The sequence below is a fragment of the Pseudomonas sp. Mb7 genome (genome assembly GCF_054790525.1).
In genome coordinates this window covers 5,259,333-5,274,828 of sequence record NZ_CP186501.1, presented here as the reverse complement: position 1 = coordinate 5,274,828, position 15,496 = coordinate 5,259,333, and the positions used below count along the sequence as shown (strand labels likewise).

12 protein-coding genes are annotated in these 15,496 nt (G+C 61.5%); 9 read left to right on the top strand and 3 right to left on the bottom strand.

What is annotated here, in order from left to right:
- Positions 1-20: 20 nt before the first annotated feature.
- From ACOYXH_RS23835 to ACOYXH_RS23805, 7 genes are all read left to right on the top strand, one after another.
- Positions 21-2,330, top strand: a complete 2,310-nt coding sequence (locus tag ACOYXH_RS23835; protein WP_460066374.1) for a heavy metal translocating P-type ATPase — start codon at positions 21-23, stop codon at positions 2,328-2,330.
- A 13-nt stretch (positions 2,331-2,343) separates the two neighbouring features.
- Complete coding sequence (locus ACOYXH_RS23830) at positions 2,344-3,207, top strand: LysR family transcriptional regulator (protein WP_064116303.1); 864 nt, start codon at positions 2,344-2,346, stop codon at positions 3,205-3,207.
- A 221-nt stretch (positions 3,208-3,428) separates the two neighbouring features.
- Entirely contained in the window at positions 3,429-4,505 is a 1,077-nt protein-coding gene (locus tag ACOYXH_RS23825) for a putative 2-aminoethylphosphonate ABC transporter ATP-binding protein (RefSeq protein WP_095049431.1), read from the top strand.
- Positions 4,505-6,229 carry a putative 2-aminoethylphosphonate ABC transporter permease subunit gene (locus tag ACOYXH_RS23820; RefSeq protein WP_460409980.1) on the top strand — a complete coding sequence of 575 codons (1,725 nt, stop codon included), beginning with the start codon at positions 4,505-4,507 and terminating at the stop codon, positions 6,227-6,229. The genes ACOYXH_RS23825 and ACOYXH_RS23820 overlap by 1 nt, the downstream gene beginning before the upstream one ends.
- Positions 6,230-6,255: 26 nt before the next feature.
- Positions 6,256-7,281, top strand: coding sequence for a putative 2-aminoethylphosphonate ABC transporter substrate-binding protein (locus ACOYXH_RS23815; protein ID WP_034153698.1), 1,026 nt, complete (start codon positions 6,256-6,258; stop codon positions 7,279-7,281).
- 126 nt (positions 7,282-7,407) lie between these two features.
- Positions 7,408-8,541, top strand: coding sequence for a TIGR03364 family FAD-dependent oxidoreductase (locus ACOYXH_RS23810; protein WP_258708949.1), 1,134 nt, complete (start codon positions 7,408-7,410; stop codon positions 8,539-8,541).
- Positions 8,541-9,101 (top strand): phosphonate degradation HD-domain oxygenase, encoded by a 561-nt coding sequence (locus ACOYXH_RS23805; RefSeq protein WP_095049435.1) that lies wholly within the window; start codon positions 8,541-8,543, stop codon positions 9,099-9,101. Before ACOYXH_RS23810 ends, ACOYXH_RS23805 begins: the two co-directional genes overlap by 1 nt.
- A gap of 160 nt (positions 9,102-9,261) precedes the next feature.
- On the opposite strand, the gene ACOYXH_RS23800 is transcribed toward ACOYXH_RS23805, so the two are convergent.
- Complete coding sequence (locus ACOYXH_RS23800) at positions 9,262-10,647, bottom strand: GTPase/DUF3482 domain-containing protein (RefSeq protein WP_095049436.1); 1,386 nt, start codon at positions 10,645-10,647, stop codon at positions 9,262-9,264.
- Positions 10,640-12,019: a DUF2868 domain-containing protein gene (locus tag ACOYXH_RS23795; protein WP_258708948.1), complete on the bottom strand. Its 1,380-nt coding sequence runs from the start codon at positions 12,017-12,019 to the stop codon at positions 10,640-10,642. The genes ACOYXH_RS23800 and ACOYXH_RS23795 overlap by 8 nt, the downstream gene beginning before the upstream one ends.
- An 85-nt stretch (positions 12,020-12,104) precedes the next feature.
- Between ACOYXH_RS23795 and ACOYXH_RS23790 the strand changes: the two genes are divergently transcribed.
- Positions 12,105-12,617 (top strand): dihydrofolate reductase, encoded by a 513-nt coding sequence (locus ACOYXH_RS23790; protein ID WP_095049502.1) that lies wholly within the window; start codon positions 12,105-12,107, stop codon positions 12,615-12,617.
- Positions 12,618-12,731: 114 nt separating this feature from the next.
- Here ACOYXH_RS23790 and ACOYXH_RS23785 read toward each other — a convergent pair whose 3' ends face one another.
- Positions 12,732-14,123 carry an L-cystine transporter gene (locus ACOYXH_RS23785; protein ID WP_095049438.1) on the bottom strand — a complete coding sequence of 464 codons (1,392 nt, stop codon included), beginning with the start codon at positions 14,121-14,123 and terminating at the stop codon, positions 12,732-12,734.
- 242 nt (positions 14,124-14,365) lie between these two features.
- On the opposite strand from ACOYXH_RS23785, the gene ACOYXH_RS23780 reads away from it, so the two are divergent.
- The gene (locus ACOYXH_RS23780; RefSeq protein ID WP_093429808.1) at positions 14,366-15,427 is read left to right on the top strand and encodes an HAD family hydrolase; all 1,062 of its coding nucleotides are present in this window, start codon (positions 14,366-14,368) and stop codon (positions 15,425-15,427) included.
- The last annotated feature ends 69 nt before the right edge of the window (positions 15,428-15,496 follow it).

Sequence of the window (15,496 nt, the reverse complement as noted above, 5' to 3'; positions counted from 1 at the left end):
CACCTTCATGGACGCGACCAATGAGCGATTCCCAGCACACCCACAAGCCCGGCGACGGTCACGATCACAGTCATAAATTGCAGCCTGTGCATAAGCATTCACAGGGCGGCGATTCTTGCTGCGGGTCGAAAGTTGCAGCCCCGGCACCGGTTCATGCGCACGAAGATTCCTGCTGCTCGTCGACAGCTGCCGCGCCTGCGTTGGTGCAACTGAGCGAGAAAACCAGCGCCGATGCGCGACTGAGCAGTTTCCGCATCGAGGCGATGGACTGCCCGACCGAGCAGACGCTGATTCAGAACAAGCTCGGCAAACTCGCCGGTGTGCAGCAACTGGAATTCAACCTGATCAACCGTGTGCTCGGCGTGACTCACAATCTGCCGGGCACCGAGCCCATCACCGAGGCGATCAAATCCCTCGGCATGCACGCCGAGCCGTTGGAGGCGGGCGTCGAAGCGCCAGCCCCGGCGCCAGTGAAAAAACACTGGTGGCCGCTGGCGTTGTCCGGTGTCGGCGCGCTTGCCGCCGAAGTCATCCACTTCACCAACGCCGCACCAACCTGGGTGGTGGCGATCATCGCGCTGGTGTCGATCCTCAGCGGTGGCCTGACCACCTATAAAAAGGGCTGGATCGCCCTGAAAAACCGCAACCTCAACATCAACGCACTGATGAGCATCGCCGTGACCGGTGCGATCCTCATCGGCCAGTGGCCGGAAGCGGCGATGGTGATGTTCCTGTTCACCGTCGCCGAGTTGATCGAAGCGCGCTCGCTGGACCGTGCGCGCAATGCGATCAGCGGTTTGATGCAGATGACGCCGGAGCAAGCCACGGTGTTGCAGGCTGACGGCAGCTGGATTGAGCAGGACGTGAAAAGCGTCGAACTCGGCGCCCGCGTGCGGGTGAAACCCGGCGAGCGCATCGCGCTGGACGGCGAAGTGGTCAGCGGCAGTTCGACCATCGACCAGGCACCGATCACCGGGGAAAGCCTGCCGGTGGAGAAGACCGTCGGCGACAAAGTTTTCGCCGGCACCATCAATCAGGCCGGTTCGCTGGAATACGCGGTGACCGCAGCGGCGAACAACTCGACCCTGGCGCGCATCATTCACGCCGTGGAACAGGCCCAAGGTGCGCGCGCCCCGACCCAGCGCTTCGTCGATCAGTTCTCGAAAATCTACACGCCGGTGGTGTTCGTGTTTGCCTTGGCCGTGGCGATCATTCCGCCGCTGTTCATGGGCGCTGTGTGGTTTGACTGGATCTACCGTGCGCTGGTGTTGCTGGTGGTCGCGTGCCCATGTGCACTGGTGATTTCGACCCCGGTGACCATCGTCAGCGGCCTCGCGGCAGCGGCGCGCAAAGGCATTCTGGTCAAGGGCGGCGTGTACCTGGAGGGCGGTTTCAAGCTCGACTATCTGGCGCTGGATAAAACCGGGACGATTACCCACGGCAAACCGGTGCAGACCGATTACCTGTCCCTCGATCCAACTGCCGATGCCACGGCGCCGGCCATCGCCGCGGCGTTGGCCGGTCGCTCCGATCACCCGGTGTCGCTGGCCATCGCCAATGCCGCTGTGGATAAAAACTTCGCAGCGCTGATTGTGGATAACTTCGAAGCGTTGGGCGGGCGTGGCGTCAAAGGCGAGATCAACGGCCAGACCTACCACTTGGGCAACCATCGCTTGGTCGAAGAGTTGGGCCTGTGCTCGCCGGCACTGGAAGAAAAACTCTTCGCGCTGGAGAAACAGGGCAAATCCGTGGTGCTGCTGCTCGACAATTCCGGCCCGCTGGCACTGTTCGCGGTGGCGGATACCGTCAAGGAAACCAGTCGCGAAGCAATCCGTCAGCTCCACGAACTCGGGGTGAAAACCCTGATGCTCACCGGCGACAATGTCCACACCGCCCAGGCGATTGCCGCGCAGGTCGGCATCGACGAGGCCCGTGGCGACTTGCTGCCGACCGACAAACTGCAAGCCATCGAAGAGCTTTATGCACAGGGCCGCCGAGTCGGCATGGTCGGCGACGGCATCAATGACGCGCCGGCACTGGCCCGCGCCGAGATCGGTTTCGCCATGGCCGCTGCTGGTACCGACACTGCTATCGAAACCGCCGATGTCGCCCTGATGGACGACGATCTGCGCAAAATCCCGGCGTTCATCAGCCTGTCGCGCAATACCGCGAGCATCCTGAAACAGAACATCGCGTTGGCACTGGTGATCAAAGCTATCTTTCTTGGGGTAACCTTCGCCGGAGTCGCCACCATGTGGATGGCGGTGTTCGCCGACATGGGTGTGAGCCTGTTGGTGGTGTTCAACGGTTTGCGCCTGCTGCGCAAATAGATGAGGAAGGGTTGTGCTGAGTGCCGAGCTGAAAGCGTTTTACATGGTCGCTCGCCTGGGCAGCATCACGCTGGCGGCGAAAAAACTCGGCCTCAGCCAACCGACCGTGACCACGCAGATCCGCAATCTGGAAAGTCAGTATTCGGTGGAGTTGTTCTATCGCGGCGGTCGACGCCTGAGTGTCAGTGATGAAGGCGCGCGGTTGCTGCCGATGGTCAAAACACTGTTGCAGCAGGAGGCCGACATCGAGTTCTTCCTGCGCAACAGCGGTCAGGTGCAGGGCACTTTGCGCATCGCGGCGACGGCGCCGTATTACATCCTCGATCTGGTGAAGACCTTCCGCGAGCGCTTGCCGCAGGTGGAAGTGTCGGTGGAAATCGGTAACTCGCAGCAGGTGCTGGAAGCGCTGGAGGATTACCGCGTGGACATCGCCGCGTCGTCGCAATTGCTTGATGACGCGCGGTTGATTCGTCGGGTGTTGGGCACTGATCCGCTGGTGCTGGCGGTGCATCGCAATCATCCGCTGGCGGCGCAGGAGCATGTGGCGTTGAGTGCGCTGGCCGGGCATACGTTGTTGATGCGTGAATCCGGTTCAACCACACGGCGGCTGACGGAAGAGTTGCTCGCGAGTGCCGGGGTGAGCTTCGGGCCGTTGCTGGAGATTGGTAGCCGTGAGTCGATCCGTGAGGCGGTGTTGCGCAATATCGGCATCAGCATCATTGCCCGCCAGGAAGTGCCGCATGACCCGCAGTTGCGCGTGCTGACGATCGAAAATGCGCCGCAAATTCCCGAATATCTCTATTGCCTGAAAGAGCGCAAGGGCGCGCGGTTGCCGGCGGCGTTTCTTGGGTTGGCGCAGGAAATGTCCCCTGCGTAATGATCGTTCCAACGCTCAGCGTGGGAATGCAGCCCGGGACGCTCTGCGTCCCAAGAGCCGAACGCGGAGCGTCCGATGAGGCATTCCCACGCAGAGCGTGGGAACGATCGGTAGTGAACCAAAATCCCCGAATACCACTATCACCAGTTTTTGCCTCACTGCCACATGACGGACGCATTACAACTCTAGGATTGGCCTCATCTGCTTGATGAGGTCTGTCCATGAATCCTGCCATCGCAACTGCCCTGACCAACCCCGGTGCGCCGATGAAAGTGCGCGGCGTACAGAAACGCTTCGGCGCTTTCACCGCGCTGGATAATGTGTCCCTCGACGTCGCCGCCGGTGAGTTGGTGTGCCTGCTCGGCCCGTCGGGCTGCGGCAAGACCACGTTGCTGCGTTGCATCGCCGGTCTGGAAAAGCAGGACAGCGGCGAGTTGTACCTCGGCGATCGCGATGTCTCGCACCTCGCCCCGCAAGCCCGCGACTACGGGATTCTGTTCCAGTCCTACGCACTGTTCCCCAATCTGACCGTCGAGGCGAATATTGCCTACGGCCTTGCTGGCAGCGGGCGCGACGAAGTGCGCCAGCGCGTCGGCCAGATGCTCGAACTGGTCGGCCTCACCGGCAGCGAGAAAAAGTACCCCGGCCAATTGTCCGGCGGCCAGCAGCAACGCGTCGCGCTGGCCCGCGCTCTGGCGCCGGCACCGTCGCTGCTGTTGCTCGACGAACCGATGTCCGCCCTCGACGCCCGCGTCCGCGAGCATCTGTGCACCGAGCTGCGCCAACTGCAACGCAACCTCGGCATCACCACGCTGATGGTCACGCACAATCAGGACGAAGCCATGCTGATGGCCGACCGCATCGCCGTGATGAACAACGGCCGCGTCGAGCAGTACGCCACGCCGCAGGAAATCTACAACCGCCCGGCCACGCCGTTCGTGGCCGAGTTTGTCGGCCAGGGTAACTGGCTGCCGTTCCAGCGCAGCAGCGCCAGCCACGCCAGGGTTGGCGGGATGGATGTGCGTCTGGCGGATGGCAGTGTGAGCGGCGCCTCGGGCCGACTGTTCTGCCGCCCGGAAGCGATCAACGTCAATCCGCTGGTGCATGAGGAAAACCTGTTCCCGGCCAAAGTCCGCGAGATCACCTTCCTCGGCAACCGCTGCCGCATGAGCTTCGAACTCGATCAGTTGCCCGGCCACGCCTTGCTCGCCGAACTCGCCCCGGAAGCCATGCCGCGCCTCGGCGCCCAGCAAATCATGGTCGCCTTGCCGCCGCGCAGCCTGCAGGTGTTTGCCTGATGAACAGCAATCTCGCGCTGCCGCTACCGCACAAGCAGGTGCGCCAGACTTCGAAAGCCGAGATCGGCGACCGCATTTTTGTCGTCGGCGGCAAAGTTGTCTTGTTGCTGTTGCTCGGCGTCGCGGTGTTGCTGCCGTTGCTGGCGATCTTCTGGCGCGGCTTCAGCAGTGTAGCCGGGCAGGGTGGTGGCTGGCTCGCGGCGAAGGAGTTGGTGAGCAGCGAGAATTTCCACTGGCTGCTCGGCAACAGCCTGAAAGTTTCCCTCAGCGTCGCGGCCATCGTCGTACCGCTGGCCTACCTGTTTGCCTACGCGCTGCAACGCACGCTGATTCCGGCGAAAGGCATCTGGCGCGGGATTTCCCTGCTGCCGCTGATGGCGCCGTCGATGCTGCCGGGGATTGCGCTGGTCTATCTGTTCGGCAACCAAGGCATGTTGCGCGGGCTGCTCTCGGACAACATCTATGGATTCTGGGGGATTGTGCTGGGTGAGGTGATTTACACCTTCCCGCATGCGCTGATGATTCTGCTCTCGGCATTGTCGCTGGCCGATGCGCGCTTGTTCGATGCGGCGTCGAGCATGGGCGCCAGTCCCGCCAAGGCTTTCCGCAGCATCACCTGGCCGGCCACTCGCCAAGCGGTGTTTGCCGCGTTCTGTCTGGTGTTCACCCTGACCATCACCGATTTCGGCGTGCCGGTGGTGGTCGGTGGCGACTATCAAGTGCTGGCGCTGGAAGCTTACAAAGCCGTGGTCGGCCAACAGCAGTTCGGTCGCGGCGCGTTGATTGGCATGGTGCTGTTGCTGCCGGCGCTGTTCAGCTTCGGCGTCGATGCGTGGTTGCGTCGGCGACACGGCGATTCCATGAGCGGGCGTGCACAGGTGTTCAAACCGGCACCGTCGAAAGTGCGCGATGGCTGCTATCTGGCGATTGTTTTGCTGATCAGCGCCGCGTTGATTCTGGTGTTCGGCATGGCGGTGTTTTCCTCGCTGGTGAAGTTCTGGCCGTACAACCTGTCGCTGTCACTCAACCATTACCAGTTCAACGAAACCGCTGGCGGTGGCTGGCTGGCCTACAGCAACAGTTTGAAGATGGCTTTGGGCACGGCGTTGATCGGCAGCGTGCTGATTTTCACCGGCGCTTACCTGATGGAGAAAACCCGCACTCAGCGAGGCCTCAATCTGACCTTGCGCATGCTCAGTTTCGTGCCGATGGCGGTGCCAGGGCTGGTGCTCGGTCTGGGTTACGTCTTCTTCTTCAACCTCACGGGTAACCCTCTGCATGTGCTCTACGGGACGATGACGCTGCTGATCGTCTGCACGATTGCGCACTACCTGACCACCGCACAAATGACCGCGACCACCGCGCTGCGCCAACTCGATGCCGAGTTCGAGGCGGCAGCGCTGTCGCTGAAGGCGCCGCTGTATCGCCACTACCTGCGCGTCACCCTGCCGATCTGCCTGCCGGCGCTGCTGGACATTGTGCGCTACCTGTTCGTCTCGGCGATGACCACCGTGTCGGCGGCGATCTTCCTTTACAGCCCCGACACCATCCTCGCGGCGGTCGCGGTGCTGAACATGGATGACGCCGGCAACGTTGGCGGTGCGGCGGCGATGTCGACCCTGATTCTGTTCACCTCGGCGGGCGTGTCCTTGCTGCTGGCGTGGGCTTCGCGCGGCTTGCTGCGCCGTTCTCAAGCCTGGCGGCAAACCGCGCCCGGTCACTGATTCAACTCACTTACAGGAAAACGATCATGTTCAAGCCTATGGCCCTGGCCGCTGCTGTGCTCGCTACTTTTAGCCTGAATGCCTTCGCGGCAAAAACCGAGTTGACGGTGTACACCGCCCTCGAGGCCGAGCAACTGAAGTCCTACAAAGAAGCCTTCGAAAAGGCCAACCCGGACGTCGAGATCAAATGGGTGCGTGATTCCACCGGGATCATCACCGCCAAACTGCTCGCCGAAAAGGCCCGTCCGCAGGCTGACGCGGTTTGGGGCCTGGCGGCTTCCAGTCTGGCGATCCTCGATCAGCAAGGCATGCTGCAGAGCTACGCGCCAAAGGACCTCGGCAAGATCGGCGCGAACTACCGTGACGCCGCTAACCCGCCAGCCTGGGTCGGCATGGACGTCTGGGCCGCGACCATTTGCTTCAACACCGTCGAGGCCGAGAAGCAGGGCCTGAGCAAGCCCGTGAGCTGGCAGGATCTGACCAAGCCTGAGTACAAGGGCAAGATCGTCATGCCCAACCCGGCGTCGTCCGGCACCGGTTTCCTCGACGTCAGCGCCTGGCTGCAAACCTTCGGCGAGAAGCAGGGCTGGGCCTATATGGACGGTCTGCACCAGAACATCGGCCAGTACGTTCACTCCGGTTCCAAGCCTTGCAAACTGGCAGCGGCGGGGGAATTCCCGATTGGTATTTCCTTTGAATACCCGGCGGTACAGCTCAAGCGTCAGGGCGCACCGCTGGACATCATCCTGCCGAAGGAAGGCCTGGGTTGGGAGATCGAAGCGACGGCGGTGATCAAAGGTACGCCGCATGAAGAGGCAGCCAAGAAGCTGGCTGACTTCTCGGCGAGTGCTGAGGCGATGGATCTGTACAAGGAGAACTTCGCTGTCCTCGCGCAGCCAGGGATCGCCAAGCCGCAGACCGAATTGCCGGCGGATTACGAGCAGCGCCTGATCAAGAACGACTTTGCCTGGGCGTCGAAGAATCGCGACGAGATCCTCACTGAATGGCGCAAGCGCTATGACGGCAAGTCCGAGAAAGTCGCCGCCAAGTAACCGTTGCCGATCGTTCCCACGCTCCGCGTGGGAATGAATCCCGTGACGCTCCGCGTCACTATGGACGCAGAGCGTCCTTGGCTGCATTCCCACGCAGAGCGTGGGAACGATCATTGAGGTAGCTTCATGACACAACAACAAGACTTGCTGATCGTCGGCGCCGGCATTCTGGGCCTGTCCCACGCCTACGCCGCCGCCAAACGCGGTCTCAAGGTCGCCGTCTTCGAACGCACCGCCACGCCGCTGGGCGCCTCGGTGCGCAACTTCGGCCAAGCCTTGGTCACCGGCCAACCGCCGGGCCCAATGCTCGAGCTGGCCAAAGCCAGTCGCGAAATATGGGGTGGCTGGGCGCAGCTCGCCGGTTTGCAAATCAAGCGCAACGGTTCCTATCTGCTCGCCCGCACTGAAGCCGAAGAACATCTGCTCGAAGCCTTCTGCAACGGTCGCGCCGTGGAACACGGTTACAACATTCAGTTGCTGCGCGGCGCTGCCTTGCGCGATCTGTATCACGGTCAGTTCAGCCACCACCGTGCCGCTTTGCACGGCATGGACGATCAACAGCTGTATTCGCGCGAAGCGATTCCGGCACTGATCGATTATCTGCGCCGCGACCTTGGTGTGGAGTTTCATTTCTCCACGCTGGTGCGCGACGTCGAACCGGGGCGTCTGCACAGCACCGTCGGCAGCTTCACGGCGAAGCAGATTATCGTCTGCTCCGGCCACGATTATCAGACTTTGCTGGCCGAGCCGATTGCCGCACTCGACCCGCAAATCTGCCGCCTGCAAATGCTCCGCGCCAAACCGCAGACCGAACTGAATCTGCAACACGCCTTGCTCACCGGCCTCAGCTGCGTGCATTACGGCGCCTTCGCCGATCTGCCGGAAGCGGCGGCGGTGCAGGCGCAAATCCTCCATGAGCAACCGCACCTGCACGACAACGGTATTCACCTGCTGATCAGCCCGACGCCGTACGGCGAGCTGATCATCGGCGACTCGCACCATTACGGCAGCGATCCTTCCCCGTTCAACGCCGAGCAAGTGGACAACTGGATGCTCGAACTGGCCGAGCAGACGCTGGGCTGCAAGGTGCAAGTGGTCGAGCGCTGGCAGGGCGTCTATGGTTCCCGGGGGCCGGGGCCGTTCTCGTTCCTGCGCCCGGCACCCGGGTTGAGTGTGGCGCTGATGCACACCGGCGTCGGCATGAGCGTCGGCCCGGCGTTGGCGGAGCGCAATATCGCGCAGTTGCTGGAGGAAGATTGATGACAGGTCACGAGCAAGTCGTCGCCCGGGTGTTCGGCTTGTATGAACGCTATGGCACTAGCGATTACATCGGCGAGCCGGTGTCGCAGATCGAGCACATGTCCCAGGCCGCTGAGTTGGCGATGGCCGAAGGCTTCGATGACGAAGTGGTGCTGGCGGCGTTCTTCCATGACATCGGCCACCTGTGTGCCGAGGGCGCGGAAAACATGGGCGGGTATGGCGTGGTCAGTCATGAACGGCTGGGTGCGGACTATTTGCGTGAGGCCGGGTTCAGCGAGCGCATGGCGCGGCTGGTGGAATATCACGTGCAGGCCAAGCGGTATCTGACGTTGCGTGAGCCGGGGTATTTTGATCGGCTGAGTGAGGCGAGTCGGCGGACGCTGGCGTATCAGGGCGGGGTGATGACGGAGGCTGAGGCTGATGAGTTTGCGCGGGATCCGTTGTGTGCGGTCAGTCTGCGGATGCGCCAGTGGGATGAGCTGGCCAAGGAGATGGCGGTGCCGGTGATGGATCTTGGGGTTTTGAAGCGTAAGGCTGCGAGATTGTTGTCTACTGTGTGATTGTCGCCCTCACCCCAGCCCTCTCCCGGAGGGAGAGGGAGCCGATTTTCATGCCTTTCAAACCTGAGTTCGACTGGATATCTCAGGTCGACGTATGACGGAAGAACAACACGGTCAGCTCCCTTTCCCTCTGGGAGAGGGCTGGGGTGAGGGTCGGCGTCTACAGCTCAAGCACCTTCCCCACCAACGCCTCAATCTGCTCCTGCCTTTCCGCTTGATTCAATTTCGCCTGCGGATTGAGCGACGACCACTGCGGATGCGCCCGCGCCTTGCTCAATGCCTCCGGCAACTTGCCCTCGCGCCAGGTCTTGTCCTGCGGTGTTGCCACCTGAATGCTGTCCATCGCCGCATGCCCACGCTGATCCAGCGCCAACACCAACTGCCGCTGACGCAACGCCAGCAGCCGCAACACCCCGTCATCCACCGTCAGCTCACGCTGCCCTTTGATCTTGCCCAGCAAGCGACTGCCATAACTACGCGCCGTCTGCAGCGCACCACCGGCAATCGCCCCAGCCAACGCCGCAGCGCCGAGGGTAATCCCGCCAACCAGCAAATCCACGCCAGCCCCCGCCGCCGCACCGGCAGCAATGCCGCCACCCACGCGCACGCCGAGTTGCTTTAAGGTCTCAGGGTTGAACAAATCATCGCCCCAACGTCCATCCAGCAGCGGCAAATCACTCGCCGCCGCATCTTGCGGGCGGAACGCATACAGCTTGAGCAGCGCCTCAACACACTTCTGCTCACGCTGGCGCACAGCTTTGCGCAGTTCACTGATCGCCTGCTGTTCCTGCTCGGCTTCACTGACCACACTGCGCCGACACGCGGCGCAGTCGATCAACAATTCAGCAATCAATCGCGCCGCACTTTGCTGACGGGCAAGGCGCTGAGCCTGCTGATCGGCAATCAACCGCTCCAATTGTGGCCGAGCATTCTCCAGCAACAACGCGAGACTTTCGTACAGCCGTCGCTCGCCATCCTCCGGCGGCGCCACACTGTCGAAACGCACAAGCGCATGCAGTCCGAGCCGCGCCAAAGCCTCACGCCAATCCGGCTCGCGATGGTTGGCGCTGCTGACAAAATTCAGTACCGGCAGCAGCGGTTTGCCGCAACTGGCGAGTACTTCCAGCTCATCGCGATACTTGGCCAACACCGGTTCGCGGGCGTCGATCACATACAAACCGGCGTCGGAAGCAAGCAGTTGCCGTAGCACTTTCGCCTCCTGCTCGAAACGCTGGCGCGCTTCGCTGCCGTCGAGAAACCGCGCCAGCCGCGCCGGGCCATCGAGGCGTTCGCCGGGCCGCTCCAGTCGTTCGAGAAAATCCAGCAGAGCGATCGCATCTTCCAGGCCAGGCGTGTCGTAGAGGTCGAGTAACGGCTCGCCGTCCACCGACAACCGCGCACCTTCGACATGCCGCGTGGTGCTCGGGCGATGGGAGACTTCGCCGAAGCCGACATCGCGGGTCAGCGTGCGTAGCAGCGAGGTTTTGCCGACGTTGGTGTGGCCGACCACCGCGAGTTTCAGCGGCGCTTTCCAGGCATCAGTCATGGCCACTCTCCAGCCAGTTCAACGGCGCGCAATCGGCAAACGGCAGATCCAGCTGTTGCAGCGCGGTGTGCCAGTCGCCGAGGCGCTCGGCATCCAGTGCTTCGCCCGGCGGCGCTTGCAGCAGCCACACGCGAGTCTCGCCCGCGCTGCGCGCTAGTTCAGCGATCAAGGCGAGGCTGCCGCGATCCGGCGAGCGCCGTGGGTCGCAGGCAATCGCCAGACGTGCCGGTGGAAAACGGCTGAGTTGATCGAGGAGTTTGTGGCGTGATTCGCGGCTGTCGAGGATGCCGGCGTTGCTGACATTCTTTGGCAGCGCGGGCGGCCATGGGCGTTGTTCGTCAAGTTCGATGGCCACCAGCAATGCGCCTTCACTGGCGAATTCGCCGACGGCGCTTTCGACGCGGTGCAATTGTGCCGGCTCCGGATCGTTGACGCCGAGGCGTTCGCTGGTTGGCATCAGACGTTCGCGCAGTTGCGCGTAGCCGGGCAGGTTCAAGTCCAGACGCAAGCGATCCCGACCACGCTTCCAGCGCCAACGGCAGAACAGCATCAGCAGCAGACGGGGTAGCACGCCATAGATCAGCACCGCGCCGACCAGCCATATCGCCCACATCTGGCGAACCAGGACGCGGTTGTAATCGGTGTCCAGCGTCACGCGAATCATGTCCACGCTCGGCGCACTCCAGCCCAGCGCATGGGGAATGACCGTCAACGCATCAGTCAGTGCCGCGAAGAAGTCTGCGCCCAGCAGCGTGCTTTCCCAGATGAAGTCATATTGCCGAGTGGCCATCATCAATATCAGCATGCTTAGCGCGCTGAACATGATCAGCAGCCACAGGCCATTGACCAGCGTGCCAATCGCCCAGCGATTGAGTTTGTGGCGTTGCAGCAAGACCAGTAATGCGGGGGGTAACTGCGCGGCCTTGGCGTCCCGGGCAAATTTTTCGCTGAGCCACAGCCACAGGCGGCCGAGCGCTGCTCCGTGTTCGCCAGCGAAAAGCAGACCCAGCGCCCAGCTCAGCAGGAGGATCAGATTGACCCCGAGCAAGGTGCCCAGCGCCCAGAAAATATTGACCGCTCGTGTGCCGTCGCCGAGCGCAGAAAATGCCATGCCTGCGCCAGTGACGCAGGCCAGTAGCGCCATTAGCACCAGCGCCAGACGCGCGCCTTGCAGCCAGTGTTTGAGGGCTGCCGTCAGCCCGTCACGCTCGGCCAGCCATAAAGCCCGGCGTTGAATGCGGCTCGGCAGATCGCCGCCGGCCGTGCGCGCCAGTCGGTTGGCTTCCAGATCTTCCAAGGGGCCTGCGTGTTCTTCGCGCAGGCGCACGGTCTCGGTCAGCCAGAGGTTTTGCAGTGGAGTCAGTTCAGTCACGCGGCGTCCCGTCGCTTAAATGAGCGCTGAGCATAACCGCTGTGGCGCTTATCTGGGTAAGCGCGGCTCTGGTATCCTCGCCGGCATGACTAAATCACTCCCCCTCAGCCTGATCGCAGCCCTCGGTGAAAACCGCGTGATCGGCGTCGACAACAGCATGCCCTGGCACCTGCCGGGGGACTTCAAATACTTCAAGGCTACGACCTTGGGCAAGCCGATCATCATGGGTCGCAAGACCTGGGATTCGCTCGGCCGACCATTGCCTGGACGCTTGAACATCGTGGTCAGCCGTCAGGCCAATCTGGTGCTCGAAGGTGCGGAAGTTTATCCGTCGCTGGAAGCGGCCGTGGTTCGCGCCGAAGAATGGGCGAAGGAGCAGGGCGTCGATGAGCTGATGCTGATCGGTGGTGCGCAGTTGTATGCGCAAGGGCTGGCGCAGGCGGATCGTCTGTATCTGACTCGCGTGGCGTTGAGCCCGGAGGGTGATGCGTGGTTTCCGGAGTTTGATTTGAACCAGTGGAAACTGGTGTCGAACGTTGAAAACCCGGCGGTTGAAGATAAACCCGCATACAACTTCGAAGTCTGGGAAAAGGCTTAAAAGCATCGCTGGCAAGCCAGCTCCCACAGGTCTTGAGGTGTTCACAAAATCTGTGTTCACCACAAAACATTGTGGGAGCTGGCTTGCCAGCGATAGCGGTCCTTCAGGCGCTAATCAGGCCTGAGCTAGCTCCGCATGCTCATCAGCATCCAGCAGTTCTTTATCGGTCTGCTGCATCACCTGACTGGTAATCGCCCCAGCGGTAATCGAACCACTCACGTTCAGCGCCGTGCGCCCCATATCGATCAGTGGCTCAACCGAAATCAGCAACGCCACCAGCGAAACCGGCAAGCCCATCGCCGGCAGCACGATCAGCGCCGCGAACGTCGCGCCGCCACCCACACCGGCCACACCCGCCGAACTCAACGTTACAATCGCCACCAGCGTCGCGATCCACAGCGGATCCAGCGGGTTGATGCCAACGGTCGGCGCAACCATCACCGCCAACATCGCCGGGTACAAGCCCGCGCAACCGTTCTGGCCGATGGTCGCACCGAACGATGCGGCAAAACTCGCCACCGATTGCGGAATCCCCAGACGCCGGGTCTGCGCTTCAATGCTCAGCGGAATGCTCGCCGCGCTGGAGCGGCTGGTGAACGCGAACGTCAGCACCGGCCAGATCTTGCGGAAGAAACGCAGCGGGTTGATCCCGGCCGCCGATACCAGCAAACCGTGCACGACAAACATCAGGCCCAGACCGAGGTACGAGACTACGACGAAACTGCCGAGTTTGATGATGTCTTGCAGGTTGGAACCGGCGACCACTTTGGTCATCAGCGCCAGCACGCCGTACGGGGTCAGTTTCATCACCAGACGCACCAGACGCATCACCCAGGCTTGCAGGGTGTCGATGGCATTGATCACTTTCTGACCTTTCTCGACGTCATCCTTGAGCAGTTGCAGCGCTGCGACCCCGAGGAACGCGGCGAAAATCACCACGCTGATGATCGAGGTCGGCTTGGCCCGCGCCAGGTCGGCAAACGGGTTTTGCGGGATGAACGACAGCAGCAGTTGCGGCACATTCAGGTCGGCGACCTTGCCGGCGTAGTCGGTCTGAATGGTTTGCAGACGGGCCATTTCCTGAGTGCCAGCGACCAGACCTTCAGCGGTAAGGCCGAACAGGTTGGTCAGGCCGATGCCGATCAGCGCCGCAATCGCGGTGGTGAACAGCAGGGTACCGATGGTCAGGAAGCTGATCTTGCCCAGCGACGAGGCGTTGTGCAGACGCGCCACGGCGCTGAGGATCGAGGCGAACACCAGCGGGATGACGATCATTTGCAGCAACTGCACGTAGCCGTTGCCGACCAGATCGAACCAGCCGATCGAGGCTTTCAGCACCGGGTTACCGGCACCGTAAACGGTGTGCAGAGCTACGCCGAACGCCACGCCGAGCACCAGTGCGAGCAGGACTTTTTTCGCCAGACTCCACGTGGTGTGGCGGGTTTGCGCCAGACCGAAGAGCAGGGCGAGGAACACCAGCAGGTTGAGAATCAACGGTAGATTCATGAGATCTCCAGGAAAGACTGTGCCAACAGCCTTCCGGGGCTGCTGCGAACCGGCAAGCCTAACAGCTTGATTTGCAATGATTTAATACCGAAATCTTAGGGCGTCCGTCGTTTTTGGAATAAGCCCGTGTCGCTCTCGGCAATGCATCTGGCGCAAACAGGGACGCGGGCGGTCGCTGACAGACGAGTACTGTCACACATATTTGTTAGCGTCGATTTCTTTGAATCAGGGAGAAGAGGCTTATGAAGTTCGCACCGAAATTTCTGGCGGTCGCACTGGCTGTGGGCATGGGTCTGGCCACTCAGGCGTTCGCCACCGACCTGAAACACTGGCCGGCCGATCAGGCCAAAGCGCTGGATGCGATGATCGCCGCCAATGCCAACAAAGGTAACTACGCGGTGTTCGACATGGACAACACCAGTTACCGCTACGATCTCGAAGAGTCGTTGCTGCCGTTCATGGAAAACAAGGGCCTGATCACCCGCGACAAACTCGACCCTTCCCTGAAACTGATGCCGTTCAAGGACACCGCCGACCACAAGGAAAGCCTGTTCAGTTACTACTACCGCCTCTGCGAAGTCGACGACATGGTCTGCTACCCGTGGGTGGCGCAGGTGTTCTCCGGTTTCACCCTCAAGGAACTCAAAGGCTACGTCGATGAGCTGATGGCTTCGGGCAAGCCGGTGCCAGCGACTTATTACGAAGGCGATGTGGTCAAGAAACTCGATGTCAATCCGCCGAAGATCTTCACCGGCCAGCAAGAGCTGTACAACAAGCTGATGGAGAACGGCATTGAGGTCTACGTGATGACCGCCGCCTCTGAAGAGCTGGTGCGCATGGTCGCGGCGGATCCGAAGTATGGCTACAACGTCAAACCGCAAAACGTCATCGGCGTGACCACCCTGCTGAAGAACCGCGAGACCAACGAACTGACCACTGCACGCAAGCAGATCACCGCCGGCAAATATGACGAGAAGGCCAACCTTGGCCTCGAACTGACCCCGTATCTGTGGACCCCGGCAACGTGGATGGCCGGCAAGCACGCGGCGATCCTCACTTACATCGACGAGTGGAAAAAACCGGTATTGGTCGGTGGCGATACGCCGACCAGCGACGGTTACATGCTGTTTCACGATGTCGATGTGGCCAAGGGCGGGATTCACTTGTGGGTCAACCGCAAGGACAAGTACATGACGCAAATCAACGGCATGATGGCCAAGCATGCGGCGGCGCAGGCGAAAGAAGGGTTGCCGGTGACGGCGGACAAGAACTGGGTGATCGTTAAGCCAGAAGAGATTCAGTAAGCCACACCGATCCAATGTGGGAGCGAGCCTGCTCGCGAAAGCGTAGTGTTAGTTGATCGTTCCCATGCT

What these genes read in the sequence shown, in the direction of transcription:
- ACOYXH_RS23835 (WP_460066374.1), top strand. Translation starts at nt 21, where the DNA reads ATGAGCGATTCCCAGCACACCCACAAGCCCGGCGACGGTCACGATCAC.
- ACOYXH_RS23825 (WP_095049431.1), top strand. Translation starts at nt 3,429, where the DNA reads ATGAATCCTGCCATCGCAACTGCCCTGACCAACCCCGGTGCGCCGATG.
- ACOYXH_RS23820 (WP_460409980.1), top strand. Translation starts at nt 4,505, where the DNA reads ATGAACAGCAATCTCGCGCTGCCGCTACCGCACAAGCAGGTGCGCCAG.
- ACOYXH_RS23815 (WP_034153698.1), top strand. Translation starts at nt 6,256, where the DNA reads ATGTTCAAGCCTATGGCCCTGGCCGCTGCTGTGCTCGCTACTTTTAGC.
- ACOYXH_RS23810 (WP_258708949.1), top strand. Translation starts at nt 7,408, where the DNA reads ATGACACAACAACAAGACTTGCTGATCGTCGGCGCCGGCATTCTGGGC.
- ACOYXH_RS23805 (WP_095049435.1), top strand. Translation starts at nt 8,541, where the DNA reads ATGACAGGTCACGAGCAAGTCGTCGCCCGGGTGTTCGGCTTGTATGAA.
- ACOYXH_RS23800 (WP_095049436.1), bottom strand. Translation starts at nt 10,647, where the DNA reads ATGACTGATGCCTGGAAAGCGCCGCTGAAACTCGCGGTGGTCGGCCAC.
- ACOYXH_RS23790 (WP_095049502.1), top strand. Translation starts at nt 12,105, where the DNA reads ATGACTAAATCACTCCCCCTCAGCCTGATCGCAGCCCTCGGTGAAAAC.
- ACOYXH_RS23785 (WP_095049438.1), bottom strand. Translation starts at nt 14,123, where the DNA reads ATGAATCTACCGTTGATTCTCAACCTGCTGGTGTTCCTCGCCCTGCTC.
- ACOYXH_RS23780 (WP_093429808.1), top strand. Translation starts at nt 14,366, where the DNA reads ATGAAGTTCGCACCGAAATTTCTGGCGGTCGCACTGGCTGTGGGCATG.